Annotated in this window: 22 protein-coding genes; 11 read left to right on the top strand and 11 right to left on the bottom strand. The window is 50.6% G+C overall.

The window, feature by feature from the left end:
* Window positions 1-387 precede the first annotated feature (387 nt).
* The 8 genes from A3GK_RS0107825 to A3GK_RS0107790 form a co-directional block, all read right to left on the bottom strand.
* Complete coding sequence (locus A3GK_RS0107825) at window positions 388-1,716, bottom strand: OmpA family protein (RefSeq protein ID WP_018028905.1); 1,329 nt, start codon at window positions 1,714-1,716, stop codon at window positions 388-390.
* A 19-nt stretch (window positions 1,717-1,735) separates the two neighbouring features.
* Window positions 1,736-5,335, bottom strand: coding sequence for a FimB/Mfa2 family fimbrial subunit (locus tag A3GK_RS0107820; RefSeq protein ID WP_018028904.1), 3,600 nt, complete (start codon window positions 5,333-5,335; stop codon window positions 1,736-1,738).
* A gap of 39 nt (window positions 5,336-5,374) precedes the next feature.
* On the bottom strand, window positions 5,375-6,511 hold the full coding sequence (locus A3GK_RS0107815; RefSeq protein WP_018028903.1) for a hypothetical protein: 1,137 nt from the start codon (window positions 6,509-6,511) through the stop codon (window positions 5,375-5,377).
* Between the two features lie 80 nt (window positions 6,512-6,591).
* Window positions 6,592-6,765: a hypothetical protein gene (locus A3GK_RS11450; RefSeq protein WP_018028902.1), complete on the bottom strand. Its 174-nt coding sequence runs from the start codon at window positions 6,763-6,765 to the stop codon at window positions 6,592-6,594.
* 26 nt (window positions 6,766-6,791) lie between these two features.
* Entirely contained in the window at window positions 6,792-9,149 is a 2,358-nt protein-coding gene (locus tag A3GK_RS0107805; RefSeq protein ID WP_018028901.1) for a GumC family protein, read from the bottom strand.
* A gap of 23 nt (window positions 9,150-9,172) precedes the next feature.
* Window positions 9,173-9,994, bottom strand: coding sequence for a polysaccharide biosynthesis/export family protein (locus A3GK_RS0107800; RefSeq protein WP_018028900.1), 822 nt, complete (start codon window positions 9,992-9,994; stop codon window positions 9,173-9,175).
* A 52-nt stretch (window positions 9,995-10,046) separates the two neighbouring features.
* A complete protein-coding gene (locus A3GK_RS0107795) occupies window positions 10,047-10,778 on the bottom strand; it encodes a sugar transferase (protein WP_018028899.1) in 732 nt (243 codons plus the stop codon).
* Window positions 10,779-10,831: 53 nt separating this feature from the next.
* Window positions 10,832-11,959 carry a glycosyltransferase gene (locus A3GK_RS0107790; RefSeq protein ID WP_018028898.1) on the bottom strand — a complete coding sequence of 376 codons (1,128 nt, stop codon included), beginning with the start codon at window positions 11,957-11,959 and terminating at the stop codon, window positions 10,832-10,834.
* A 489-nt stretch (window positions 11,960-12,448) separates the two neighbouring features.
* Here A3GK_RS0107790 and A3GK_RS0107785 point away from each other — a divergent pair, with 489 nt between their 5' ends.
* The 3 genes from A3GK_RS0107785 to A3GK_RS0107775 are packed head-to-tail and all read left to right on the top strand — an operon-like array spanning window position 12,449 to window position 14,877.
* A complete protein-coding gene (locus A3GK_RS0107785; RefSeq protein WP_018028897.1) occupies window positions 12,449-13,195 on the top strand; it encodes a copper homeostasis protein CutC in 747 nt (248 codons plus the stop codon).
* The gene (locus tag A3GK_RS0107780) at window positions 13,185-13,904 is read left to right on the top strand and encodes a 2-phosphosulfolactate phosphatase (RefSeq protein WP_018028896.1); all 720 of its coding nucleotides are present in this window, start codon (window positions 13,185-13,187) and stop codon (window positions 13,902-13,904) included. The genes A3GK_RS0107785 and A3GK_RS0107780 overlap by 11 nt, the downstream gene beginning before the upstream one ends.
* Window positions 13,897-14,877, top strand: coding sequence for a glucosaminidase domain-containing protein (locus tag A3GK_RS0107775; RefSeq protein WP_018028895.1), 981 nt, complete (start codon window positions 13,897-13,899; stop codon window positions 14,875-14,877). Before A3GK_RS0107780 ends, A3GK_RS0107775 begins: the two co-directional genes overlap by 8 nt.
* 53 nt (window positions 14,878-14,930) lie before the next feature.
* Here the strand turns inward: A3GK_RS0107775 and A3GK_RS11445 are convergent, their stop codons facing one another.
* Window positions 14,931-15,146: a hypothetical protein gene (locus A3GK_RS11445; RefSeq protein ID WP_155799472.1), complete on the bottom strand. Its 216-nt coding sequence runs from the start codon at window positions 15,144-15,146 to the stop codon at window positions 14,931-14,933.
* 190 nt (window positions 15,147-15,336) lie between these two features.
* Between A3GK_RS11445 and A3GK_RS0107770 the strand changes: the two genes are divergently transcribed.
* The 7 genes from A3GK_RS0107770 to miaA all read left to right on the top strand — a co-directional run bounded on the left by A3GK_RS0107770 (window position 15,337) and on the right by miaA (window position 22,177).
* A complete protein-coding gene (locus A3GK_RS0107770; protein ID WP_018028894.1) occupies window positions 15,337-16,485 on the top strand; it encodes a lactonase family protein in 1,149 nt (382 codons plus the stop codon).
* Window positions 16,486-16,553: 68 nt separating this feature from the next.
* On the top strand, window positions 16,554-17,384 hold the full coding sequence (gene pyrF, locus A3GK_RS0107765) for an orotidine-5'-phosphate decarboxylase (RefSeq protein ID WP_018028893.1): 831 nt from the start codon (window positions 16,554-16,556) through the stop codon (window positions 17,382-17,384).
* Between the two features lie 9 nt (window positions 17,385-17,393).
* Window positions 17,394-18,461 carry a UDP-3-O-(3-hydroxymyristoyl)glucosamine N-acyltransferase gene (gene lpxD, locus A3GK_RS0107760; protein WP_018028892.1) on the top strand — a complete coding sequence of 356 codons (1,068 nt, stop codon included), beginning with the start codon at window positions 17,394-17,396 and terminating at the stop codon, window positions 18,459-18,461.
* The gene (locus tag A3GK_RS0107755; RefSeq protein ID WP_018028891.1) at window positions 18,451-19,881 is read left to right on the top strand and encodes a bifunctional UDP-3-O-[3-hydroxymyristoyl] N-acetylglucosamine deacetylase/3-hydroxyacyl-ACP dehydratase; all 1,431 of its coding nucleotides are present in this window, start codon (window positions 18,451-18,453) and stop codon (window positions 19,879-19,881) included. Before lpxD ends, A3GK_RS0107755 begins: the two co-directional genes overlap by 11 nt.
* Before the next feature lie 3 nt (window positions 19,882-19,884).
* Window positions 19,885-20,703: an acyl-ACP--UDP-N-acetylglucosamine O-acyltransferase gene (lpxA, locus tag A3GK_RS0107750; RefSeq protein ID WP_018028890.1), complete on the top strand. Its 819-nt coding sequence runs from the start codon at window positions 19,885-19,887 to the stop codon at window positions 20,701-20,703.
* Between the two features lie 41 nt (window positions 20,704-20,744).
* A complete protein-coding gene (locus A3GK_RS0107745) occupies window positions 20,745-21,317 on the top strand; it encodes an IS1096 element passenger TnpR family protein (protein ID WP_018028889.1) in 573 nt (190 codons plus the stop codon).
* A complete protein-coding gene (gene miaA / locus A3GK_RS0107740) occupies window positions 21,317-22,177 on the top strand; it encodes a tRNA (adenosine(37)-N6)-dimethylallyltransferase MiaA (protein WP_018028888.1) in 861 nt (286 codons plus the stop codon). Before A3GK_RS0107745 ends, miaA begins: the two co-directional genes overlap by 1 nt.
* 552 nt (window positions 22,178-22,729) lie before the next feature.
* Here the strand turns inward: miaA and A3GK_RS0107735 are convergent.
* Both A3GK_RS0107735 and A3GK_RS0107730 read right to left on the bottom strand, forming a co-directional pair.
* Complete coding sequence (locus A3GK_RS0107735; RefSeq protein WP_018028887.1) at window positions 22,730-23,215, bottom strand: ferritin; 486 nt, start codon at window positions 23,213-23,215, stop codon at window positions 22,730-22,732.
* A gap of 202 nt (window positions 23,216-23,417) precedes the next feature.
* Complete coding sequence (locus A3GK_RS0107730) at window positions 23,418-24,416, bottom strand: class II fructose-bisphosphate aldolase (protein ID WP_026161798.1); 999 nt, start codon at window positions 24,414-24,416, stop codon at window positions 23,418-23,420.
* Window positions 24,417-24,508: 92 nt separating this feature from the next.
* On the opposite strand from A3GK_RS0107730, the gene A3GK_RS11440 reads away from it, so the two are divergent.
* Window positions 24,509-24,760, top strand: coding sequence for a hypothetical protein (locus tag A3GK_RS11440; protein WP_155799471.1), 252 nt, complete (start codon window positions 24,509-24,511; stop codon window positions 24,758-24,760).
* Window positions 24,761-24,782 lie beyond the last annotated feature (22 nt).

The following is a 24,782-nucleotide window of genomic DNA, read 5'->3' as shown; positions in this document are numbered from 1 at the left end:
CCAGCCACATCAGCTAGCTACCACACCAGCCACATCAGCTAGCTACCACAGCTAGCTACCACAGCGAGCCACATCAGCTAGCTATCACACCAGCTACCACAGCGAGCCACCGCAGCTAGCTACCACAGCTAGCTACCACAGCTAGCCACCACAGCTAGCCACCACAGCGAGCCACCGCAGCTAGCTACCACAGCTAGCTACCACAGCGAGCACCCATTGGGTGCGGCGTCCGACCTGTCCGACCTGTCCGACTTGTCCGATTAGGTACCGCCCTTGTCCGATAAGGTACCGCCCTTGTCCGATAAAGGTACCTCCCCCACATAGCAGTGGCCCTCGGCACCGCGAATGCGGTACCGAGGGCCACTTATTTATATAGGGGGGGGCTAATTACTTAGCCACACGAGAGATCACAGCACGGCTGCAACGTGGGTCGTCGTAGAACATATTCTCTACGCCACCGTTGGACTCGCGGATCAAGCGGTCACGGCTAATGCCTTGCTCGTTAACAAGGAAGTCGATCACCACCTTAGAGCGCTGCTCGCTGAGGAACTGATTGCGCTTCGATGAACCGGTACCACGGTCGGCATAACCAGCGATCACAAACTTCGCATTTGGCTCACGACGCATTGCCTCAGCAAGATAGCCTAGGTTCACCTTATCCTTATTAGAGAGGTCCCACTTATCGATCACGAAGGTCACGAGTAGTGGACCAGCGATGATCGTCTCCTTAGCCTCCTCTACGACAGCTTGACTAGCTAGCTCATCACGGAGCACCTGATTAGCACGCTGTAGCTCGTTGACACGGTTACGAAGAGTGTTGAGTAGCTCCTCATTGTAGGTCACTACAGTGGTGTGGCTACGGTTCCAGCCACGGGCAGGGATGTTGTAGGTAAGACCCAATTGAGCCTGTAGCACCCCCTCACCCCAGCGGCCACCGAGCTGACCATCAAAGCGGTCATTAGCATAGAAGGCATCACCAGAGAGATGTAGCCAAAGGGCATCAGAGAGGCGGAAAGCTGCGATCAGACCACCATTGATAGTGGCCTCGTCGGTCTTGTGTTTCTCCACCATCTTACCACCCTCTAGCGATACAGGGTTATTAAAGCTATGACCCCAACCCACACCGACGTAAGGCATCAAGTGGAAGACACGCTGCTCTTGATAACCACCGAAAAGATTGCAGAGGTCAAATAGCACCTCCACAGAGCTATTGAGGTATTGCATCTTGGTGTCATACAGGTCATAGCTTTTATGGTTCTTAGTAGCCGCCTGATTCACCTTACCTGCGATATGACCATCTCTCATCACAGCATCCACAATAAATCCTTGGTAGTTATTATAATGGTCATTAGGATTCTTCAAGCTGTGATCCGACCAGCCCGAAACACCCTTGAGCTCCCAGCCAGTAAAGCGGGCACGTACAGCAATGGTTGGGGTAAACCACTTACCAAATGCCACCGTTGCAGCAGGGGTGAGGCGATCCTTGAAGTCCATCTGCTTATTGTGGTCACCAAAGAGCATCTGGGCACCACCCTGAAGGGTGATGAACCAGTTGTCGCCAAAGTGATTGGTCTCCACCTTGTACTTATCATCATTGTAAGTCACCACCTTAGTGGAGTCGGTGGCGAACTCGCTCACCACCTCGCTCTGAGCAGCGGCCCCAATAAAGGCCACTGCTGAGAGTCCGAGGACTGAAATGAATTGTCTAATATTCATATACTATCTTGATTTACTATTATTTATTCTTAGCGGCTTTCCACTCGGCATCGGTCAAGTCACGCACGCAACGGAACCAACCCGCATAATTATCAACTTGAGTACCAAATGTTGGTGTATCAAATGCCATTGGCCATATTATGCGAGTATCAACACGCATAAAGAAGCCCGGAGTTGTAGTATTCCTTTCAGAAAAAAAAGGAATGGTACTAGCCCATACTATAAATCTCTTACCAGCTCCAGTAGGTCTAGGGTCATAGTGGAACTCTGTAGAATTAGGTGTGCAAAGACCTAAAATTGCCAACTCAGACATATTAGGCATTCTCCACTTACCTTTATCTGATGCATTACTCTCTTCAAAATAGGAATAGCAAGGGCTCAAACCCATCCGAAGCAAACGTCTTAAATCAGCCTCTTTAGCACTATCCATGGTGCCAGGCTTCTTTAGATTACCATTAGGGAAACTAGTCACATAGCGCTTTGAAAGCTTAAACCCTTTATAATAGACACGCATTGATGCATCACGCTCATTGTGCTTAGGTAGCTCCCCATCGGCAAAGGCAAAGCGAGCCACGGATGGATTTAGGTGATCATAGGCCACAAATACACCTCCACGGTCATCTTCTTTCTTTCTCTTATCTTTATTGTCGAAATTAGGGATAAATCTAAGCATCTTAGGAGCCTCAGCATGGAAATATTTATCGTCGAAATTATAGGAGAAGCCATCTGGGTCCTCAATACTCGACTTTTCTATAATACCAAGGTCTCTAATCAAACGAGTGGTTGAACGCAACTTGCGTATCTTACCAACTGGAGCCTGAGGGCCTGAAACCAATCCGTTTAATGTTTCGAGGAGTGGACAAGCAGATAGGGTAGGCACAATAATACATATAGGATTTGAACCGAACACAACATCACTTCCTAAGTATGCAGAAGAGCTGTACAATACTAGCTTATTTTGAAATATATCAACCTTAGGAGCCTGAAGGCGAGCATAACCTGGCAAAGCCTGCTCAAACATCGCTAGCATCTCCGCTTCCACCTGTGAGGGAATATACCACTTCATCTCATTAGCCTGCATATATCCGTCACGGTTCACATCACGATTGCGTAAGAAAGGTGTAAAGAGTGCTACATCTTGCGCCAACGTCCCAATTCCCGCTTTTCTTGATGGTTTGAAAGTAGTGCCAGTAGGGGCACCTATCGTCTGCTGTTTCCAAATATCACGAGTAGGATACTGCGTAACACCATCTTCACGACCCCAGGCACTAATAGAGCTCATCAAATACTTAACTTTCTCACCCTTCTTTACCTCGCCTTTACGCACAGCATCACGCATCCACAGAGCATATCCACCTATACCCGTCGATTCATCAACTATCACCTGTGAAGCTCCTAATATATTCCACGTATTGATCCACCCATTAGAGGTACAGTTGTTGATCCAGCGAGAAGGCTCACCAGGACCTTGAAATGCAAACGCAATATTTGGGTTCTCATCAATTGACTCTACACCCCATACACGAATGCCTTCAGGAGCTTCGGTAAAGAAGGTCTTGATAGAGTGCTGGCTCACCGATACATAGGTACCCTTCACATAGCTATTCTTCTGGTCAGGGGAGGTACGGATATTATCGGTCAGCAAGAAGAACTTACGGTCGGGAGCATTACAGAAAGTCTTCCAAAGGTCGGCCTGTTTATTTTCGTGCTTTCTATCAGCTCTAGCAATCTTACTTGGGTCCCAATCGTAGTAGTACTCATCAAAGAAGAGCGTAATACAGATGTTATTATTACTATCAAAAAGAGGCTTAGGGTCATTGAGCAACCAAGCAAAGAATTGCTCTACCGTAAGGGTCTTATTCCAATAAGTTCCAACGCCATCTCCTTGTTTAGCATCACTACCACTATCCGAGTAAATCACCTCAGGCAATTTCGTATTATCAAAGTAGCCATTCTTTGTCTTCTTTGGATCATGGACATAGATACGAATCCAATCACTATCCACCTGTTTCTCTCTAGGAACGCCATCTAGTCGTGCATTATTGGCTTCTACTTTATTGTAGGAGACTACTCTAAGTGGCTGGAAAGGAGACTCCACCATAAACTTCAGCTCAGCATCTGGATTAAGCTCCTTGGTATTGATATCCTTAAAGATATTGAAGTCACTAACATTGAGGGTAAAAGTACGCTGCTCATAGTGGCTATCCAATTGGAAGGTAGGTTTATTACCAACCACGGTACCTCCTTCTACAGAGGGGTTGGGCTCCACTAGCTTATCAGAGGCGGTCGCCTCTACAATGATATTCTCCACACCATTGATCGTAATGGTGTACTTATAGTGGGTGGCAGATTCAATATTGTAGTCATTGAGCTTCTTTAGGTCTGCCTCTGAAGGAGCATCCCAATTGGTGTGTTCACCACCAAAGTCACCAAGCACCACTGAATAGGTAACGGTGGCTCTCTGCTCAATATCATTCTTATTGATGACTAAGTCAGCCTCCATCACAAATGCAGTTGCCTCCTTAGGAGCATACACCCAATCACCATTATCTACCTTGGTAGGATCTGTTGCGTTGGGGGTCTTCACACGCTTTTGACGGAGGTCAAAGCCAGTGTAGCCCGAAACACCTTGTCTTACCTTTTGTGCCTTTTCGATCTCAGCTAGCGTAATCTCTTTGGTATAGGCAGGATAGTTAGGCATCAAGTACCCTTCAGATCTAAATTGGCTGTCTTTATTCACACCATCATCACCTGCATCCACCAGCATCTGTGTAGAGCGAGTGCTCAATGGCTTGATCACATCAGCCCCACCTTCGTTCTTCTTAGCTATCGCATTAAAGATGTCGGTATTGGTAGGGATATTCTCAAAGTGATATCTAATCGCATTGATGGTCACCCCATCACCCGCTTTAACAAAGGTAGAGATTTTAGCCACATAAGGCACTAATTCAATGCTCACTTTATCTTTTCCCTTATGAAAGGTCTCTGCAGCATTAACCGTTTGATAAGCATACATCAGGGGAGCCTCATAGCGCTCAGCGGAAGCATACTCGTGATTAGCTTGATTGATGTTCAGACGGAACTCTTTCAATTGATCGAGGGTCTCAATGCTTTTTAGCTGTGCATCGCTTTCAAGGACAGCACTCCCTTTCTCTATGTCGAAGTTCTCAGAGTCAAAGTTAGCAAGTGCTACGATGGTGATTTTGTCCTTGATATTCTTCAGACGGAGATTAATCCTATCTTTGAGTTGACCTTTTTCCTCGGTTCCTCCAAAATGAATTCCCTTATCAGTTGATCCCTCACCTGTCGTAGGGGCATAATCCCTAGCTACGAAACCAAAGTCTTTTTCTACATCGTGGCTAATAATTGGGTCACCCACTCTGCGACCTTGTCCATCAAACACCCAAACTACGAGACTCTCAATACGGTGCTCATCCTCTGGACGGAGGTGTGAGCGTAGAGTCACCTCATCATAGTCTTTAACCGTGAAGCTGACATCTAGCGCGTCAGGATCGCCCCCCTCCCCATAGAGGTCTATGGTTCGCTCGTTCTGACAAGCAGCGAGGGCGAAGAGTGCCACCAAGGTGGCAGTAAATAGTTTCAAATATCTTGTTACCATTATATTCTTATTTATCTATGTAATATAAATAGTTCTATCTTAGTCAAATGCAGGAGGATTGATCTCTAGGATATAGAATGAGTTGGATCCAAACTCCGCACCAATCTTTGGAGAGATACCTACGTTCATGCGGTAGTAGCGACCATCGGTATCAGCAAACATGGTTTTATTGTCAGTCAGCTCTTTACCAATAGGTAAGCGGAACCTCTGAATGCTCTTATCCCAAGCATTGTTTTCGGTATTCCACACCTCCCAAGTGATGGTGATAAAGAACTTTCCACTAACTGGCGTCATAGGTCTAAACCAAACAGGCAAGATTTGACGCTTGGCAGTAGGTCCAAATTCAAGACTACTCAGATGATAGGTCACCTTATTTACTGGAGTCGCCACAGTCCAGTCATTCACCTGATCCGCGAAAACGTTATTGGCAAAGGTGGAGCCACCAAATGCCATACCATTGGACTCTATAGTGAGCTTAGGGCGATGCTCAATGTTGGTGTCGTTGGAGTTGGCATCATACCCATTAAGATTCATCACATTATCAAAGTGAACAAAGAAGATGTTTCCAAAGAGGTGGAAGTTGATAGAACCACCACTTGTTGTGTGAACAGAGCTCCACAGATGGGTGTACCCCTCTTTCTCTTGAGTTGAAATCAATGGCCAGGTAACTCCAGGCTTCTTCATATTGACATTACCCTCATTGGTTACAGCGGTATGTAGCACCACACCTGTACTCTTTGAAGTACTGGTATTATCAATAAAGGCACCCTTAGTGATATTGGCATCTTCTTTAAGCCCACTGGTAGCGAAGTATTTCACGCGTTGGTCTACAACATTATCATCAGTATATGGGAAGCTAAGATCACCTTTGTAAGAACTCTTAAACTTGAATGAAGCTGCTACTGCTTTACTCTCAGCAGTAGTTGGGTAGTAGACCAACATATTGAGTGGTTTGTTTTCCACATTCCACTTGATCACTGCAGGGGTATCTTGCGTAGTACCCCCCTCAAAGAGTGCTTTTAATTTATTCGTAGAGCCAGCACCACTTCCATCAGCAATAGTAGCCGTAGCGTGTGCATAGCAATACTCCTCTGGATTCTCCGAGTGATTGCAAGCAGGGGTTGTTGCCAGCAATAGGGATGTGCCAAGGAGAGTAAAGAAAATTCTTTTAGTCATACGTTCTTTCTTACTAAATTACATCAATAACTGTATTAACTCGCCTCTCTCATCACGAATAGAGGCGCTTGGCATCATTCTCAATCGCCAATTTCAAACCAATGGTTTACATCACCATCTTCACCGGTACCCTCGCCTGGCAAAGCCTTATCAGGCATATTGGCGCTGGGAGTAGCATTGGCTAGGAAGGCCTTTTCGATCCGCACCTCCTCTACGGAGAGGGTAGGCGCCTCGTACTTCTTGTTTTGTTTCATAATTTCTCTGATTTTAATTCTTATGTTTATTTTCCTTTTTTCTTAAGTTTACCTTTTCTGGCGCCTTGTCCATAGCCATAGCCGTAACCATAGCCATAACCGTAGCCGTAGCCACGTTTGCGGAACTCTGCGCCATTGAGGATCACGTGCATATTGGGGAGGAGCGACTCATCATAGATGCGCTGGATATCAGGGAGTACCCGCCTATCGGTGACACCCGATCGGATCACGAAGAGGCTCATATCCATACCTCTTGAGACGACCGCCGCATCGGCCACTGCCACGAAGGGCACAGAGTCGAAGAGCACAAAGTCGTACTCGGCTCGTAGAGTGGTGATCAGTTGGTCAAACCGCTCATCCATCAGCAGCTCTACAGGATTGTAGACCTCACCACCAGTGGAGAGGAATTGTAGATTGGGTAGCTCGGCATCGGGCTGTACCATCATGGGTGCCAGCTCTGAAGTGGGGTCGAGGATATAGTCACTCACCCCTGCCCCTGCGAGCTGAAGTCGGCGAGAGAGGCTCGCCTTACGTAGGTCAAGGTCGACCAATGCTACCCGCTTGCCTAGGAAGGCGAGAGAGCGGGCGAGGTTATAGGAGACGTAGCTCTTACCTGCCCCTTCGAAGAGGGAGGTGAGCATCACCGTACGACCACCCTCAGCCCCTTGTATATGTATATTACGTAGGCGGAAGAGGAGACTGGTACGAAGGATGCGGAACGCCTCTGTGCTGGCATCGTCGCCTTGAGCGGCAATGCCGTGTATGGTGTGCTTCTGCTGTAGTGGATCGGCTGGCGTCACACCCAGCAGTGGGATAGAGAGGGCCTCTTCTAGCTCCTTCTTGCTACGAACCTTATTATCGCTCACCAATTGGGTCACGAAGACAAAAGTAGTCAGCACCAAAGCGGCCAAGATCGCAATGGCGATACTCTTGGTACGATTGGGGCTAATGGGTTGGTAGCCGGTATAGAAGTCGATCACCTTGGCATTGGTCTCGGCCGTTGCCTGGTTGAGGGAGTTCTCCTCACGCTTCTTGAGTAGGAAGACGTAGAGGTCGGCCTTAATCGATTGCTGACGTGCGATATCAAGAGTACCGAGGTCACGATAAGGCTGCGACTTCATATTATTGATCGCTACCCCCTTGGCATTCTTCATCTGCCGGAGCGAGAAGTTCTTGGAGCTGATGAGGTTGTCAATAGCCGTGGTGATATTGCCTTTGAGGAGCCCCAAGGTCTGGTCGAGCTCCTTCACCACAGGGTTATTGCTACTACCCTCTTGCCCGATTTGGTCGCGACGGATCTTCATCTCATTGTACTGAGCGATCTGGCGACCGATGGTGGGCTCCACAATATCCTCTCCTGGGAGGAGGCTCTGCTGGCTCTGTGGATTGGCGATGGCGGCACGAACCGAGCGGAGCAGTGATAGCTCACGCTCTACCTGACTGATCTCTACCGCATTGACGCTCCCTACCTCGAGGGCGGTGACATCAATCGCTTCACTCTGTGCCTCGGCAAGCTTCTGCTCTACACTCCCTAGCTCCTCACTCATCGCCACGATACGGTCGTCAATGAATTGAGCGGTCTTGCGGGCACTCTCATTTTTATCGTCTATCGCCTCCTCATTATAGACCTCTACGAGTGCCTTGAGCACCTGCTCTGCACGGTAGGGGTGGTTATCTTTGATTTGGAGTTCCAGGATACGGGTCATCTTCTGTGGGTCGGTGGTCAATGCCCCTACATAGCGAGAGGCAACGGCCATCACTGGCCACTTGGTCACCTTGATGGTGGTTCCCTTGGTTTTCGACTCCTCAAAGGTGTCGGTAGCAAGTACCGTTAGTGGTCCATAAGGGGTCTGGGTTGTCTTTCCCAGAGGTAAGGTGAGGCTTTTCTCTGGCTTGGGGAATCCTTCAATCTCCACTTGATTATCACCAAGATAGGTCATCTCAAGTGCAAAGGATTGGGAGGAGAGACTATCGACCGTCACAAGACGGAGTGGGGTATTATTGTATAGCTCTATATAGCGGAGGTTGCGCTTGACTTGATAATTGACATCGGCACCTGCTCGCTTCACCGCCTCTGCCATCAGCATCTTGGAGCGGAAGATATAGACCTCATTGTTGAGGCTATTATTGCCTCGCCGTGAACCCACCTCTAGATCGACATTCATATCGGCACGGGGGTCTTTGATCATCACCTGTGCACCGCTAGAGTAGATCAGTGGCCGCCTCGCCACCCAATACCACGCTGCAGCGACGAAGAGGAGGATCACCGCCGCATACCAGTACCACTTGGAGAGGAGGTAGCGGAAGAGGTCCATCACATTGAGCCCTGTCGCCCCATTGATTTTGGGGGTTCCTTGCTGATGTATGTTAGGATTATTACTCATCTATTCACTAAATGCTTAATATCTTACTTCTTGAACTGCATAATGGTGATGATCACGGAGAGTGGCAAGGTGATCATACTCACCGTACGGCTGAAGACACGCCAGAAGGTATCCTCCTTCTCGTCCTTGACATATCTCTGTGGCACGTAGATCATATCGCCTTGCTGTAGGTAAAAGGCGGGGCTACTGATCACCTCGGTACTCTTCACATTATTGGGGATCATGATGTAGCTATCGCCCGACTTGCGGAGCACCAATACCTGCTCGAAATCGCCCTTCTCATTAATGCCTCCCGACATCGCAATCGCCTCGAGGAGGTTGATGCTCCCCGACTCTACGGTATGCTTGCCTTGATTGAGGCTCCCTAGGGTATAGAAGATAAAGTCGGCATACTCGGCATAGACCTTAGGATCGGCCAAGTAACCGCCATTGATGATCGCATTGGAGATGGAGTTTTGGAGCTCATCGATGGTCATTCCTCCCGCTTGTATCATACCCAGCACAGGGAAATTGATCATCCCTTTTTGATTGACCCTATAGACGTTTTGGCGGTCGGTACTACCTCCATACTCCTGGCTCCCTACCGTCCCATCCTTAGAGACTTGCACCTGAGAGGTGGTGGACTGATTGAAGGGGGCGGCCAGCTCTAGTCGCGAACTACTCACTACGATACGGATGTTATCCTCGGGCTTAATAGTCGCCTTGGAGTCGTAGCGTGCTTTGTACTCACGCAGGTACTCCATATCCTGCAAGTAGGTGATATCTTTGACCGATTTGCACGAACTTACCAGGAGAAGCACCATCAGCATTCCCCAAAGGGATAAATTATTGACAATATACTTCATGCTACAAAGGTAGGAAAAAATTAATTAATGAAGTGAGTAGTTGGTGACGAAATTAAAACTTCTTAAAACTTAAGATCGAGAGACTGGTCTTCCAAATAATGGAGAGATCCCTCATCAGACTAGGGGACTTGATATAGTCGAGGTCCATCTCGAGGCGGTGGAGCATCTTGGCGAGGGTATCGGTATAGCCATTGTAGAGGGTGGCTTCGCTGAAGACGCCCGGACGCATCTCATAGAGCTCTTCGTAGCGGGGGTCGGCCTCCATAATCTGATCGATAAAAAACTGACGCTCGGGGCGATACCCTACAAAGCTCATATCACCACGTAGGATGTTCCAAAGCTGTGGAAATTCATCGAGGTGGTGGTTGCGGATAAAGGCGCCTACCTTGGTGAGGCGTGGGTCCTGACCCTCGGTAGCACAAAGCTGTGGGCGACCACCTTTTTCGGCATCGATCCGCATGCTCCTAAACTTATAAAGGGTGAAGGGCTTGCCCCCCTTGCCAATACGCTCTTGCTTAAAGATAGGAGAGTGCTTGTCTTCACGCCATACGAGGAAGGCAATCACCAAAATAGGAAGTCCAAAGACAAGTAGCCCGCCGAGGGCAATCACGATGTCGGAAAACCGCTTGATCGCTCTATAGGCCAATGATGAGTTAGAGCTAGCGACGGTCTCTTCTACCTCTGCCTCCCGTGCAGGGCAGGTGAGACTTACGGCTCTATCTCCCTTGATTCGTTCTTCTTCTTCTCTCTCGTTTTCGAGACTAGTCCAAGTAATCATTTTCATAGTGTTCTAACTTACGTTGCTATCACAGATAGCTGGATAAGTAGTCTATTATATTATTGTTTCAATACTTCTTGATAAATCTCTACGCAGCGGTCGGTCATGGCATCGATGGTGAAGAGTGATTCGAACCTTGCTCTTGCCCGATCGGCATAGGCGTGGTAGCCCGCTTCGCTGGAGCAGATCTCCTCTACCGCTTGTGCCAACGCCTCGCCATCCCTTACTGGTACTGTACGACCGGAGTCGTGGTCTTTATTGACCCAAGCTACCCCACTCTCGGGGATCTGGGTGCTGACCACAGGCTTTCGGTGGCTCATCGCCTCTACTTGTACAATGGCAAACGCTTCGTTTTTGGTGATGGAACTGAGGACAAAGAGGTGGCACGCCTCTAGGTAGGCCACCTTTTCTTCGTCGGTGATGAAGCCGAGGAGCTTTACTTTATTGGTCAGCCCCTCTGCCTCGATCTGCTGCTGTAGCTTCTGTTCGAGGGGTCCCCGCCCTGCGATGAGCACCACATAATCATCGCTCAGGTGCGACGCCATATCTATCAAGTACTCCATCCCTTTGTAGGGAACGAGACGGCCAATGGTGAGGAGGAGTCGCTTGCCTTGGTACTTGGCTTGTATCTTTTGCACCAATGCCGCATTGGGATGCTTATCGGGGATCCCAATCGGTAGGTAGGTGAGCTTGGAGCGGTCGCGAAGGCCTCTCGCCACCTGTGGGCTCTCAGCTACATAGATAGGAGTGGTGCCGACCACTTTATCTGCTCGCTGGAGGAGCCAATCCTCTATCGGCTGGTACATTTTGTACAACCATGGACGCACCAAGACATCGCTATGCCAGTGCAATACCACTTTCCCTTGGTAACCGGAGTGCTTGAGCACCCAGCCGGCCATAGGATCGGGGTGGTGAATGTGAATCAAATCGTAATGCCCTTGGATCTCACGTAGCTTGCTGAGCAACTGTGGTGAGAAGGTGGTGCCAAACTTCCGGAAGAGGGTTTTGCTGATGAAGGTGGTTCCCCCATCAATATGTGCTACCTCTTTGGAAGGACCCGCATCATAACTGCTGCAAAGTAGGTCGCAATCGATTCCACGAGTGGGTAGAGTATCCCGAAGGAGCTCCATCACCTTTTCTACCCCGCCTCTGACTGGGTAAAATTTTCCAAACTGTAGAACTTTCATTGCGCTTAATTTGTTACCTCAACCTAGCAATATTCCACTCTCTGAGCGGTCAATAGTGGTATTTGATTACATTTCATTCACACATTCACGCCACAAAGGTAGAAAAATATGTAATACCAACCAAATAAACACCACACTATTTTAAGGGGGCATCTTTCGGCAACACCTTACAAATGTATTGCAACAATAGTGCAGACCGCACAATCGTCAAGCAAAATCACGGGCCGGGTACCTTATCGGACAAGAGCAGGTGCCTTATCGGACAGTGGGCGGTACCTTATCGGACAAGTCGGACAGATCGGACAGGTCAGACAAGTCGGACGGCCCAAGCCAGCAACCACATCTAGCTCGGCGTCAGACCTGTCCGATCTGTCCGACTCGTCCGACTTGTCCGAGATAGGCACCCCCGTATAGGCACCCCCGCCATAGCACCCCCGTAAAGGCACCCCCGCCATAGCACCCCCACAGATATTTTTTGTAGCTTTGTGTATGATTACAATTGAGGCTTGTGTGGATTCGGTGGCTTCGGCCATCGCAGCGGAGCGGGGCGGGGCTCATCGGTTGGAGCTCTGTGCATCGCTGGCGGAGGGTGGCACCACCCCCTCCTTGGGTATGTTTCGTGAGGTGGTAACGGCGGTGAAGATTCCCGTCTTCCCGATCATCCGTCCTCGTGGTGGCGACTTTGTCTACACCACGCGTGAGGTGGCGGTGATGGTACAGGATATTGAGATCCTGAAGATGGTCGGAGCGGCGGGCTTTTCACTAGGAGCGCTCACGGAGGATGGTGAATTGGATTGGCTCACCAATAAGATTCTGATCAAGGCGTGTGGCAAACTGCCGGTGACCCTTCACCGTGCCTTCGACCGCACGGAGAATCTGCAGGCATCGCTAGAGGCGGCGAAATCGCTCGGCTTCCGTAGGGTGCTCACCTCGGGTGGGGAGAGCTCGGCACCTAAGGGGGTGGAGACGCTGGCGCAACTGGTGAAGCAGGCGGGCAAGCGGATCACTATTATGGCAGGTGCTGGCATCACCCCCGATAATGCGGCCGAACTGATCCGGAAGAGTAAGGTGAAGGAGATCCATGGCACTTTCTCCTGCGAAAAGGAGGGACTAACGAAGTACCGACGGCCTGCCTTTCCGCCCTACTACCAACCTCAGATTGGAGAATATTCATTCAGAGAGTGCGACGAAGAGATGATCGCTACACTCATTAATAATATAGGCAGTGAAAAATAAGATAGATATTGTCCTCAGTCCGGAACTGATTCCAGCCTACCGCCAGCCAGGAAGTGTGGCGGTGGTGATTGATGTGCTAAGAGCTTCCACCACGATTACTACAGCGATGGCGCACGGAGCCAAGGCGATCTACCCGCTGGAGACGGTGGAGGAGGCGGAGGCTCGTGCCGCAGAAGGCTACTTAGTGGGGGCGGAGCGAAATGTGGTGCGGTGCCCCTTTGCACAGTTTGGCAATGACCCTGCGGAGTATACAGAGGAGGCGATCGGGGGCAAGGAGATTTACTTTACCACCACTAATGGCACGCGCACCATCAAGGCGGCGATTGCCGAGGGGTATCGTGTGGTGGTGGGGACGTTTGTGAACCTCTCTGCCGTGGCCCGCTTTTGCCAAGGGCAAGATGTGCTGGCGATCTGTGCCGGGTGGCAGGGACGCCCCTCCAAGGAGGATACCCTCTTTGCCGCAGCCCTTTGCGACGCCCTCTCGGAGAGCCACGAGGTGGTGACCGATGTGTCGCAGATGATGGTGGAGCTATGGCAGGCACACAAAGGGTCGCTGACGGAGTACATCAAGGAGAGTAACCACTACCCACGCATGGTGAGGGCAGGAAAGGAGGGGGCACTCGACTTCTGCCTCACGGTAGATGCGATGGAGGTGCTACCGATTACGGAGCTGGAGGGAGAAACGATCAAACTGGTTCGCCATGAGTAGATCGACACAACTTGCTTCACTACTGGCATGCTTTGCTCTACTGCTGGCGAGTTGTGGCACGAGCAAGACCACGCAAGTGACGCTCCCAAAGGTGCAGGGCAATAATGCCTACAACCGCTATATTGAGCAGTATGCTGGTATTGCATTGGAAAACCAAAAGAGCTATGGTGTGCCCGCCAGTATCACACTCGCCCAAGGGCTACTGGAAAGTGGTGCGGGACAAAGTCGTCTCGCCACGGGTGCCAATAACCACTTTGGCATCAAGTGCCATAGGTCGTGGCGAGGTAGTCGTACTTTTCACAATGACGATCGCCCGAATGAATGTTTTCGTGCCTACGACCGTGTGGAGGACTCCTTTAAGGACCATGGGCAGTTTCTCCAACAACCCCGTTATCGCTCCCTACAACGACTCGACCCCACGGACTACAAGGGGTGGGCTAGAGGTCTGCAACATGCGGGCTACGCCACGGACCGAGGATATGCCAATAAGCTGATCAAGATCATTGAGGATTATCAGCTCTACCTCATCGATGAGGGCAACACCTCTCGTCGCTATCAATATGCGCAGAAGAGCACCCCAAAGAGGGAAGCACAGAAGAAGCCACGACCTGAGCTACCCACTACACCGGCAGGCGAACGGGTGGGCTACTTTAGCTATGGACTCCTATATATATTAGCAGGAGAAGATGATTCGCTCAGTGCAATTGCTCGCGACTTGGGTATGTCGGAACGAAAGCTAACGGAGTACAACGACCTCCCAGCAGGATACCCGCTCGAGAAGGGGGATATCATCTACCTGGAGCCAAAGCACAAACGGGCCACCCCACCCCACTTTGAGCACCGCATACAGGTGGGTGAGTCGATACACCGTATCGCCCAGACCTATGGCATCCAGCTCAAGTCGCTCTACCAGCTCAATAACCTCACGCCAGAGTACCTCCCAATGGAGGGCGATATCCTCCGCCTACGGTAAGTAGCGGGGGTGACTTGCGGGGGTGGCTAGCGGGGGTGGCTCGGTGGGGGTGTCTAGCGGGGGTGCCTAGCGGGGGTGCCTTGGCGGGGGTGCCTAGCGGGGGTGCCTGTATCGGACAAGTCGGACAGGTCGGACGAGTCGGACAAGTCGGACGCCACGCTAGATCGGCGACCACCACCACACCACACCACCATCGCCACACCACCACCACACCACCACACCACGCCACACCACACCACCACACCGCACCTCGTGGCACTTTCTATCACCTATCTATTGGGCCGTCCGACCCGTCCGATCTGTCCGACTTGTCCGACTCGTCCGAGTAGGTACCCCCCCCCTTGTCCGATAAGGTACCGCCCCTCTCCAAAGGCTAAAAAGCTCTAACTTCTTGGAGAGTTAATCGGAAATGGTTATCTTGCACTTAGTTAGAGAAATTTGGAGTAGAATCAGATAATAATGGATAATAAGTTATACCGCCCAACTCATCTATTCCTAGGGACTATTGCACTACTGCTTGCTATGGGAGTCAGCTCTTGTGGCTTGCTCTCTCCGCAGTCCAAGGAAGCAGACAGCTATGGTCATGAGCCAGCTAAAAAACAGACCCTTCTGGTCGGCACCTATACTCAAAATAGGTCGGAGGGGCTCTACTCATTTAGCTTTGACCCACGTACCCTCAATGTGAAGCATCGCAGCACACTCATCACCCCCAATCCTACCAGTCTGGCACTCGATAGGGAACGGGGAATTATTTATACCGCCAATGAGCAATCGTCGGAGGCGATGGTGAGCTCGCTACAACTTGATGGGGTGAGTGGTCGTCTCACGGCGATCAATAGCTCCTTTACCTTGGGTGGCTCTCCACGGTCGGTGGCGACAGATGGCCGTGGCAAGGTGGTCTCTGCTAATTATGATGCGGGCTCTATCACCCTATTTTTTGCCGATGAGGCGGGACTACTTGGTCAGCCCGATTGGCATATTCTACTGGGTCAAGAGGGAGAGTCGCACCCTAGCGACCTCTGCTTTTCGCCCGATGGCAAGGAGCTCTTTGTGGTGGATGCGGGGCAGGACAAAGTGTATCACTTCAATGTCAGTAGCAAGAACCCACCACTCACCATTGATGTAGAGACGACCGACCTACCCAAGGGAAGTCGCCCAAAGAGCATCGCTATGGACTCGTCGGGTAAATTTCTATACCTACTCACGGAGCAAAACCCAGAGGTGATCCTCTATAAGCATCATCGGGGCAAACTCACTGAGGTAGAGAGATTTTCGCTAAGTGGTGACCCCCAAAGCCGTGGAGGTCAACTATGTCTCAGCCCAGATGGGCGTTACCTCTATGTATCGGAGTGGGGACGTGAGAGCCGAGTGACGATATTCAAGGTAAATAAGTTGATGGGGCAGCTTACCAAGACTGGGACACAGAGTGTAGGTCAGCAACCTATGGACCTTGCCTTTAACCCTTCTGGTCGATGGCTCGCAGTGGCATGCAAAAAAGCCAATAAGGTAGAGTTTTACAGCTGTGATAGGGAGAGTGGTCTATTGCGAGCGCAGAAAGACCTCAGCATCGCTATCGACCAGCCAGCTTGCTTGCTTTGGACCGAATAGCGGGCATCTTGATAAATTTAACGATATTTGCAGGAACATTCGGTCAGTTACCTTTTTAACCAACGCTTATGGATAGAGCGGAGCTTATACAAGAGATAGAGAGGAAGCGGAGCTTCCTCTGCGTAGGACTAGATAGTGACCTACGCAAGTTGCCTGCCTGCCTTCCTCAAAATGAGGAGGGGCTTCTCGCCTTTAATAAAGCCATCATTGATGCCACAGCAGCCTACACCGTGGCGTACAAACCTAATGCGGCCTTTTATGAGGCGATGGGTAGCCGAGGGGTGGCGGTACTGGAGCAGACGGTTAGCTACTTACAGCAGGAGCACCCTGAGTGCCTAGTAATCCTAGATGCCAAGCGGGGAGATATCGGCAATACTTCGGGGCTTTATGCCCGAGCCGCCTTCGAGGAGATGGCGGTAGATGCCATCACGGTAGCTCCCTATATGGGGGAGGATAGCATTGCCCCATTTATGGGCTATTCAGGTAAGTGGGTGGTACTCCTTGCGCTGACCAGCAACAAGGGGTCGGCCGATTTTCAGCAACTACAGCTCTCCAATGGGGAGCGACTCTATGAGCAGGTGCTCCGCACTTCGCTCCAATGGGGGACGCCCTCTAACATGATGTATGTGGTAGGAGCCACTCAGGCGACACACCTAGAGCATATCCGCACGATTGTACCCAACCACTTCTTACTGGTGCCAGGGGTTGGAGCGCAGGGGGGATCGCTTCGTGAGGTGGCTCAGTATGGGATGACCCGTGAGTGTGGGCTTTTGGTGAATAGTTCGCGTGGCATCATCTACGCTAGTTCTGAAGCGGACTTTGCAGAGGTGGCAGGAGCGAAAGCGGCCGAGCTACAGTCTGAGATGAGTGACTACCTACGTACCTACGCAGGTATATAAGAGATTAAAATGAAGTTTACAGCAAAAGAGATCGCAGACCACTTAGGTGGTGAGGTAGTGGGCAACCCTGATGTGGTGCTCACCGACTTCAGTAGTATTGAGAAGGGGCGAGAGGGGGCCCTCTCCTTCCTCTCCAATATGCAATATGAGAGCTACCTCTACAGCACAAAAAGCAGCGCTGTACTGGTAAATTATGATTTTGAGCCTTCGCAAGAGGTGACGACCACGCTCATCAAGGTCCCCAATGCCTATACCGCACTTGCCGACCTCCTGAAGCTACGCAATGAGGCGGAGGAAAAGCCAATGGGAATCTCCTCTCTTGCCTATGTGGATCCGACAGCGGTGATTGGTGAGGGGGTTTATATTGGTCCCTTCTCCTATATTGGTCGCGACTCAGTGATTGGAGATGGGGTGAGGATTTGGCCCAATGTATTTGTTGGTGGCAGAGTGACCATCGGTGAGGAAAGCCGCCTCTATAGCATGGCGGTGATCTGTGACCATACAGAGGTGGGACGTCGCTGTGTAATCCACTCAGGAGCGGTGATCGGTGGGGATGGCTTTGGCTTTGCCCCTGATGCCGACGGCTACCACAAGATTCCACAGACGGGTCGGGTGGTACTGGAGGATGATGTGGAGATCGGTGCCAATGCCTGCATTGATAGAGCTGTGATGGATGCCACTGTGATTCGTAAGGGAGCTAAGATTGACAACCTGGTGCAGATTGCACACAACTGCGAAGTAGAGGAGCACACCGCCATCGCAGCACAGAGTGGGATAGCAGGTTCGACCACTATCGGTGCGTGGAATGTACTGGCTGGTCAGGTGGGTATTGCAGGGCACCTGAAGACGGCACCGCACGTTACTTTCGCTGCCAAGACAGGGGTACTAAGTGACATTAAGGAGCCTAATACCGTATGGTTTGGCTACCCCGCACAGCCACATATGAAGGCGATGAAAGCCTCGGCAAAGTTTGTCCAACTTCCAGAGATGGATCGCGAACTCTATCAGTTGAAAAGCGAAATAGAGCAGCTGAAGGAGGAGCTGAATCAATTGAAAGCAGAGCATCATGGCAAATAAGAACAACTCGGGTGGCACCACGCAGAAGCAACATACCCTAGGTGCCGCCTTTGAACTAGAGGGAAAGGGGCTTCACACTGGTCTAGATATCAAGGTGCGATTTAACCCTGCCAATGAGGGGCACGGCATCAAGATCTGTAGGGTGGACCTTCCAGAGCGGCCGACCATACCGGCATTGGCTGAGTATGTAACGATGACGGAGCGTGGCACGGTGCTCTCCAATAAAAAGCTACAGGTGAGCACGGTGGAGCATGCGATGTCGGCCCTCTATGCTATGGGGGTGGATAACTGCTTAATCGAGGTGAATGCCCCTGAGATCCCCATCTTTGATGGAAGTGCGATAGAGTATATCCACCAGATAAAAAAGGTGGGGGTGGTAGAGCAAGCAGCAGTTAGGGAGGTCTATGTGGTGAAGCGTAAGATAGAGGTGAAGGGTGAAAATGGCATCTCAAAGCTGACCCTCCTCCCCGACAATTCCTTTGGCCTCCATGTGCTGATCGCTTTTGATTCGAAGGTACTCTCCAATCAATTTGCCTGTCTGGACGACCTCACCACCTATCCTGAGGAGATCGCCCCTGCCCGTACCTTTGTATTTGTGCGAGAGATAGAGGCACTTCTGGATAATAACCTAATCAAGGGGGGCGACCTAGATAATGCGATTGTGATCTACGATCAGGAGATTCCGCAAGAGAAGATGGATAAGCTGGCAAAAACGGTGGGGACGACCTCTAAGCCAGCACACGAACTGGGCTATATCAATAATAAACCTCTGCAGTATCCCAATGAGCCAGCACGCCACAAGCTACTAGACCTGATAGGGGACTTGGCACTGATTGGCCGACGGATCCAAGGGCGCGTGATCGCTACCTGCCCGGGGCACTCAATCAACACCAGTTTGGCGAAGATGATCCGTAAGGATATCCGCCTCAATCAAACACAAGCTCCTACCTATGACCCTAATGAGGCACCGCTCCTGAATATCCAAGAGATTAAAGGGCTACTCCCTCATCGCTACCCGATGCTACTGGTGGATAAGGTTATAGAGATCGGACCTGAGCATATTGTGGGGGTGAAGTGTGTGACAAATAATGAGCCTTATTTCCTCGGTCACTTCCCCGATGAGGCGGTGATGCCAGGGGTACTACAGGTGGAGTGTATGGCACAGATTGGGGGACTTTTGATCCTAAATCAGATGGAGAACCCTGAGGACTACTCGACCTATTTCCTAACAATTGACCATGCGAAGTTTAGGCAAAAGGTGGTGCCGGGTGATACGATGGTGGTGAAGGTAGCTTTGATAGGACCCGTCCGCCGTGGCATTGCCAATATGAGGGGGATGATATTCATTGGCGAGCAACTCGCTTGTGAAGCAGAGTTTATGGCGAAAGTTGTCCGAAATACAGAGAGTAAGGATCAGTAAAATATGAACGAACAGACTAATTCGTCGGTAGAGACGACCAAGATACACCCGCTTGCCATTGTTAGCCCCAAGGCAAAGCTGGGAGCAGGCGTGGAAGTAGGACCATTTGCCGTCATCGAGGAGAATGTAGAGGTGGGCGAAGGAACTAAACTACTGAGTGGTGCTATTTTGCGTAATGGAGCACGCATCGGTAGGGAGTGTACCATCCACCCCTATGCTGTGGTGGGTGGCGAGCCTCAGGACCTGAAGTTTAAGGGTGAGGAGAGTGTGGCGATTGTAGGGGATCGCACCACGATTCGTGAGTATGCTACGATCAGCCGCGGTACCGCCTCCAAGGGTTTTACCAAGGTAGGGAGCGATGTATTGATCATGGCTTATGCCCATGTGGCTCACGACTGTGAGGTGGGCGATAAGGTGATCATTGGCAATGCCTGCCAAATAGCTGGCGAGGTGGTGATTGATGAGCAGGCGATACTCGGTGGGGGTACTCTGGTGCATCAATTTGTACACATCGGTTGCCATACGATGCTCCAAGGGGGTACACGCATCACGAAGGATATCCCACCCTACACTCTGATCGGGCGTGAGCCAGCTATCTATTGTGGCATCAACATTGTGGGACTAAGACGCCGCCAGTACACCAAGGAGCAGATCTACCTGATCAACGACATCTATCGGACACTTTACAATCGTGGGCTGAATAACACGGAAGCGATCCAGGTGATCAAAGAGGAGTATGATGATCTGCCTGAGAAGAAAATCATCCTCGACTTTATTGAGAAGTCGGCTCGTGGCATTGTGCGAGGAAGCTCTCTGGATTAAGGTGGGGTAAAATCAACTTTTATAGACTATCAATATAGCGTATGATATATCGTTTTGTGATGGTGAGTGATGAGGTACCGGGCTTCTTGAGGGAGATCCGTATTGATGGCACCGCCACATTTTTGGAATTGCACCGAGCGATCTTGGAGTCGGTAGGCTACAGTGACGACCAAATCACTAGTTTCTTTACCACGGATAAGCAGTGGCGTCCTAAAAAGGAGATCCTGCTGATGGATATGGGGTTGCACGCCACCGATGATGAGTATTATCTGATGGATGATACCTATCTTGATGACTTCCTCGATGAGGAGGGGGATCGCATACTCTATCAATTTGATCAACTCGGGGACCGTTACTTCTACCTCGAGCTGAAGGAAGTGATCCTTGGAGAACAGCAAGATAAGCCTCAATGCACCCGTCGGAAGGGGGAGGCACCAAAGCAGACTTCGGACGTGGAGGAACTACTGGTGGCGGAGCCAAAGAAACCGAAGGCAGCACCTATTCCAACGCCTGAGCGGGAGGAACTGGAGGAGTTTGATAGTGATAGCTTTGACCTCTCGGAGATAGATGCCGAGGGCTTTGATATCTCTGGGGAGGAGTCGTCGGAGGAGTAATGAGCCGTGGCAAGCTGATCACTGTGATTGGTGCAACGGGGGTGGGCAAGTCGGCCTACGCCTTGCAGCTTGCGAAGGAACTGAATACAGAGATCATTTCGGCAGATAGCCGACAGATTTATCGTGGTATGGTGATAGGCACCGATGCCCCTTCCGAGGAGGATAGGGCAGCGGTGCCTCATCATTTCGTGCAGTGCCGAGAGATTACGGAGCCATATAGTGCCTACCAATATGCGGAGGAAGCATTGGCACTATTGGACACGCTATTGACCAAGTATCCAGTGGTGGTAGCGGTGGGGGGCAGTATGATGTATCTGCAAGCCCTCCTCTATGAGATGGATGAGGTCCCCCTACCCTCGCCTACGCTTCGCGAGGCTCTTTGGGAGCGGTTTCACGAGGAAGGAGTGGTGCCTCTGCGAGAGGAATTGCAAAAGGTAGATCCTGATTATCTGGCTCGTATTGACCCTAATAACCATAAGCGGATCATACGTGCTTTGGAGGTGTACCATACCTCAGGGCGTCCATTCAGTAGTTTTCATACGACACCAGCGCCACGAAAACTTCCCTTTGAGGTGGAGTTACGGATGGTCACACGTCCCCGTGAGGAGCTGTATGAGCGAATCAATCGGCGGGTGGAGCAGATGGTGGCGAAAGGACTGGTGGAGGAGGTACGGTCACTCCTGCCCTATCGGGAGTATAATGCACTCAACACCATTGGGTACAAAGAGATCTTTCAATACCTCGACGGTGATATCTCGCTAGAGGAAGCAACTCGTCTAATTGCTAAGCATTCGCGCACCTATGCCCGACAGCAGATCGCTTTCTTCTCAAAGTGGCAAGGGACGGAGGTACCTCTATGAGGGGTACCTTTTTCGGACAAGTCGGTGGGGGTACCTTTTTCGGACAAGTCGGTGGGGGTACCTTTTTCAGACAAGTCGGTGGGGGTACCTTTTTCAGACAAGTCAGACAAGTCAGACAAGTCGGACGAGTCGGACGGCCCACCAAGATAAGTAGCGAGCCACCTAGCCATCGTGGCGTCCGACCTGTCCGACCTGTCCGAATTGTCCGACTTGTCTGACCAAGGCACCCACCGCACCCGACAGGGTGCCATTCAGCTAGCCCCCGCGTCGGAGGGGGCAAACGCCCCCGAACGACCGGCGGGGAAATAGGCACGGTATACGTCATCGACCCTTGTGGTCGCACAAGCCTATGTAGGTGCGACCACAAGGGTCGTCGGATTTGGGGTCCCTCTCAACCCGCCGGTCTTCGGCTCTGCGAGCCTTGACCGGGGCTAGCTGAGTGGCACCCTTCGGGTGCTCCATTGCGGTGTCCGACTTGTCCGAAGAAGGCACCCGCCCTAGGCATAAAAAAAGCACCCCAATCGGGGTGCTTTTACTATTCACTCTTTGAGATTACTGGCGAGTTGCCAAGTCGCCATCAATAATCAAGTAGCCGGCATCACCATTGGCTAGCTTGAGACGATCAACGATACCAGCAACGGTATCCTCTTCCTCTACCTGCTCATCAACAAAGCGACGGAAGAAGTTTTCAGTAGCATAGTCGTTTTCCTTACGAGCTGCAGCTACAATCTCGTTGATAGACTTAGAAACGAAGCACTCGTGCTCATAAGCCTTCTCAAAATAGGCTACTACGCCCTCCAACTTCGACTCAGCTGTCTTAATATCGTGTAGCACTGGGGTCTCACCACGCATAATCACGTAGTTGACCATCTCCTCAGCGTGAGCGATCTCCTCTTTGTACTGTGCGTCGAACCAATGAGCGAAACCATTCCAGCCCTTGATGGCCATATCTATAGACATCTGCTTGTAGATGAATGCAGACTCGTATTCGAGCTGAATCTGGTCATTTATCTTCTTTAATACATCTTTCTTGATCATAGTTCAATTAATTTTATAAGGTTCTTAATTCTTACCTCCTACAAAGTTAGTTAGTTTTTCAGTCATTTGCAATAGTATTGCCCTTTATTTTAGAACTTTACCATTGGAATGACCTACCCCAACATGCTCCCGACTGATCCAATTAAAAAGGGTGCACAGAAGCTTCTGCACACCCTTGTATTTATAATAAGGAAGAGGATGGTTACTCTGCCTTTCCGTCGCTACCAAGTACCTTCTCGATCTTGTGCATGTAAAGCTTCTTGAGGCTCTCACGTGCTGGACCGAGGTATTTACGTGGGTCAAACTCCTCTGGGTGGTCAACGAAGACCTTGCGCACAGCAGCAGTCATCGCAAGACGACCATCAGAGTCGATATTAATCTTACAAACAGCAGACCTAGCAGCCTTGCGGAGCTGCTCCTCTGGAATACCTACAGCATCCTTGAGCTTACCGCCGTGAGTATTGATGATCTCCACCTGATCTTGTGGAACACTTGATGAACCGTGAAGAACGATTGGGAAGCCAGGAAGCTTCTTCTCAATCTCCTCTAGGATATCGAAGCGAAGTGGAGGTGGCACGAGATGACCATTCTCATCTGGGTGGCACTGCTCTGGAGTAAACTTGTAGGCTCCGTGGCTGGTACCAATAGAGATGGCCAATGAATCTACACCAGTACGAGTAACGAAGTCGATCACCTCCTCTGGCTGAGTATATACGTGCTCCTCGGCCTCTACGTCGTCCTCAATACCAGCTAGCACACCGAGCTCACCCTCTACCGTAACATCGAACTGGTGAGCATAGTCTACTACCTGCTTAGTGAGCTTGATATTCTCTTCGTAAGGAAGTGAGCTACCATCGATCATCACGCTAGAGAAGCCCATCTCAATACAGCTCTTGCAAGTCTCGAAGCTATCGCCGTGGTCGAGGTGAAGAACGATTTGTGGGTTCTTAGCACCGAGCTCCTTGGCATACTCCACAGCTCCTTGCGCCATGTAGCGAAGAAGGGTCTGATTGGCATAAGCACGTGCTCCCTTAGATACCTGAAGAATCACTGGAGACTTGGTCTCTACAGCAGCCTGAATGATGGCCTGCAGCTGCTCCATATTATTGAAGTTGAAAGCTGGAATAGCATAGCCACCATCTACAGCTTTAGCAAACATCTCGCGAGTGTTTACTAGTCCTAAATCTTTGTAATTTACCATGTCGTCAAAAAATGATCTAACTAATATGATTATTTATCTTCTTACCTTCACTTCACAAAGTTACAGAAAATAATCAGCACTTACCAAGGTTTGTGGAGATAATTAGTGGGACAGCGGTACCTAATCGGACAGCGGTGCCTCTATCGGACGGCAGTACCTTTATCGGACAAGTCGGACAGATCGGACGGGTCAGACAGGTCGGACGCCGCAATAGATGGGTGCCCGCTGGGGTGGCTCGCTATGGTAGCTGGAGCACCCGACAGGGTGCCACTCAGCTAGCCCCCGTGTCGGAGGGGGCAAACGCCCCCGAACGACCGGCGGGGAAAAGGATACGGTATATGTAATCGACCCTTGCGGTCGCACAAG

Source organism: Porphyromonas somerae DSM 23386, assembly GCF_000372405.1.
Lineage (GTDB): Bacteria > Bacteroidota > Bacteroidia > Bacteroidales > Porphyromonadaceae > Porphyromonas_A > Porphyromonas_A somerae.
This window is presented reverse-complemented; position numbering and strand designations above follow the sequence as displayed.

Excerpts from the sequence above, each read along its gene's own strand:
- A3GK_RS0107825 (WP_018028905.1), bottom strand. The coding sequence starts at position 1,716 with ATGAATATTAGACAATTCATTTCAGTCCTCGGACTCTCAGCAGTGGCC.
- A3GK_RS0107820 (WP_018028904.1), bottom strand. The coding sequence starts at position 5,335 with ATGGTAACAAGATATTTGAAACTATTTACTGCCACCTTGGTGGCACTC.
- A3GK_RS0107815 (WP_018028903.1), bottom strand. The coding sequence starts at position 6,511 with ATGACTAAAAGAATTTTCTTTACTCTCCTTGGCACATCCCTATTGCTG.
- A3GK_RS11450 (WP_018028902.1), bottom strand. The coding sequence starts at position 6,765 with ATGAAACAAAACAAGAAGTACGAGGCGCCTACCCTCTCCGTAGAGGAG.
- A3GK_RS0107805 (WP_018028901.1), bottom strand. The coding sequence starts at position 9,149 with ATGAGTAATAATCCTAACATACATCAGCAAGGAACCCCCAAAATCAAT.
- A3GK_RS0107800 (WP_018028900.1), bottom strand. The coding sequence starts at position 9,994 with ATGAAGTATATTGTCAATAATTTATCCCTTTGGGGAATGCTGATGGTG.
- A3GK_RS0107795 (WP_018028899.1), bottom strand. The coding sequence starts at position 10,778 with ATGAAAATGATTACTTGGACTAGTCTCGAAAACGAGAGAGAAGAAGAA.
- A3GK_RS0107790 (WP_018028898.1), bottom strand. The coding sequence starts at position 11,959 with ATGAAAGTTCTACAGTTTGGAAAATTTTACCCAGTCAGAGGCGGGGTA.
- A3GK_RS0107785 (WP_018028897.1), top strand. The coding sequence starts at position 12,449 with ATGATTACAATTGAGGCTTGTGTGGATTCGGTGGCTTCGGCCATCGCA.
- A3GK_RS0107775 (WP_018028895.1), top strand. The coding sequence starts at position 13,897 with ATGAGTAGATCGACACAACTTGCTTCACTACTGGCATGCTTTGCTCTA.
- A3GK_RS0107770 (WP_018028894.1), top strand. The coding sequence starts at position 15,337 with ATGGATAATAAGTTATACCGCCCAACTCATCTATTCCTAGGGACTATT.
- pyrF (WP_018028893.1), top strand. The coding sequence starts at position 16,554 with ATGGATAGAGCGGAGCTTATACAAGAGATAGAGAGGAAGCGGAGCTTC.
- lpxD (WP_018028892.1), top strand. The coding sequence starts at position 17,394 with ATGAAGTTTACAGCAAAAGAGATCGCAGACCACTTAGGTGGTGAGGTA.
- A3GK_RS0107755 (WP_018028891.1), top strand. The coding sequence starts at position 18,451 with ATGGCAAATAAGAACAACTCGGGTGGCACCACGCAGAAGCAACATACC.
- lpxA (WP_018028890.1), top strand. The coding sequence starts at position 19,885 with ATGAACGAACAGACTAATTCGTCGGTAGAGACGACCAAGATACACCCG.
- A3GK_RS0107745 (WP_018028889.1), top strand. The coding sequence starts at position 20,745 with ATGATATATCGTTTTGTGATGGTGAGTGATGAGGTACCGGGCTTCTTG.
- miaA (WP_018028888.1), top strand. The coding sequence starts at position 21,317 with ATGAGCCGTGGCAAGCTGATCACTGTGATTGGTGCAACGGGGGTGGGC.
- A3GK_RS0107735 (WP_018028887.1), bottom strand. The coding sequence starts at position 23,215 with ATGATCAAGAAAGATGTATTAAAGAAGATAAATGACCAGATTCAGCTC.
- A3GK_RS0107730 (WP_026161798.1), bottom strand. The coding sequence starts at position 24,416 with ATGGTAAATTACAAAGATTTAGGACTAGTAAACACTCGCGAGATGTTT.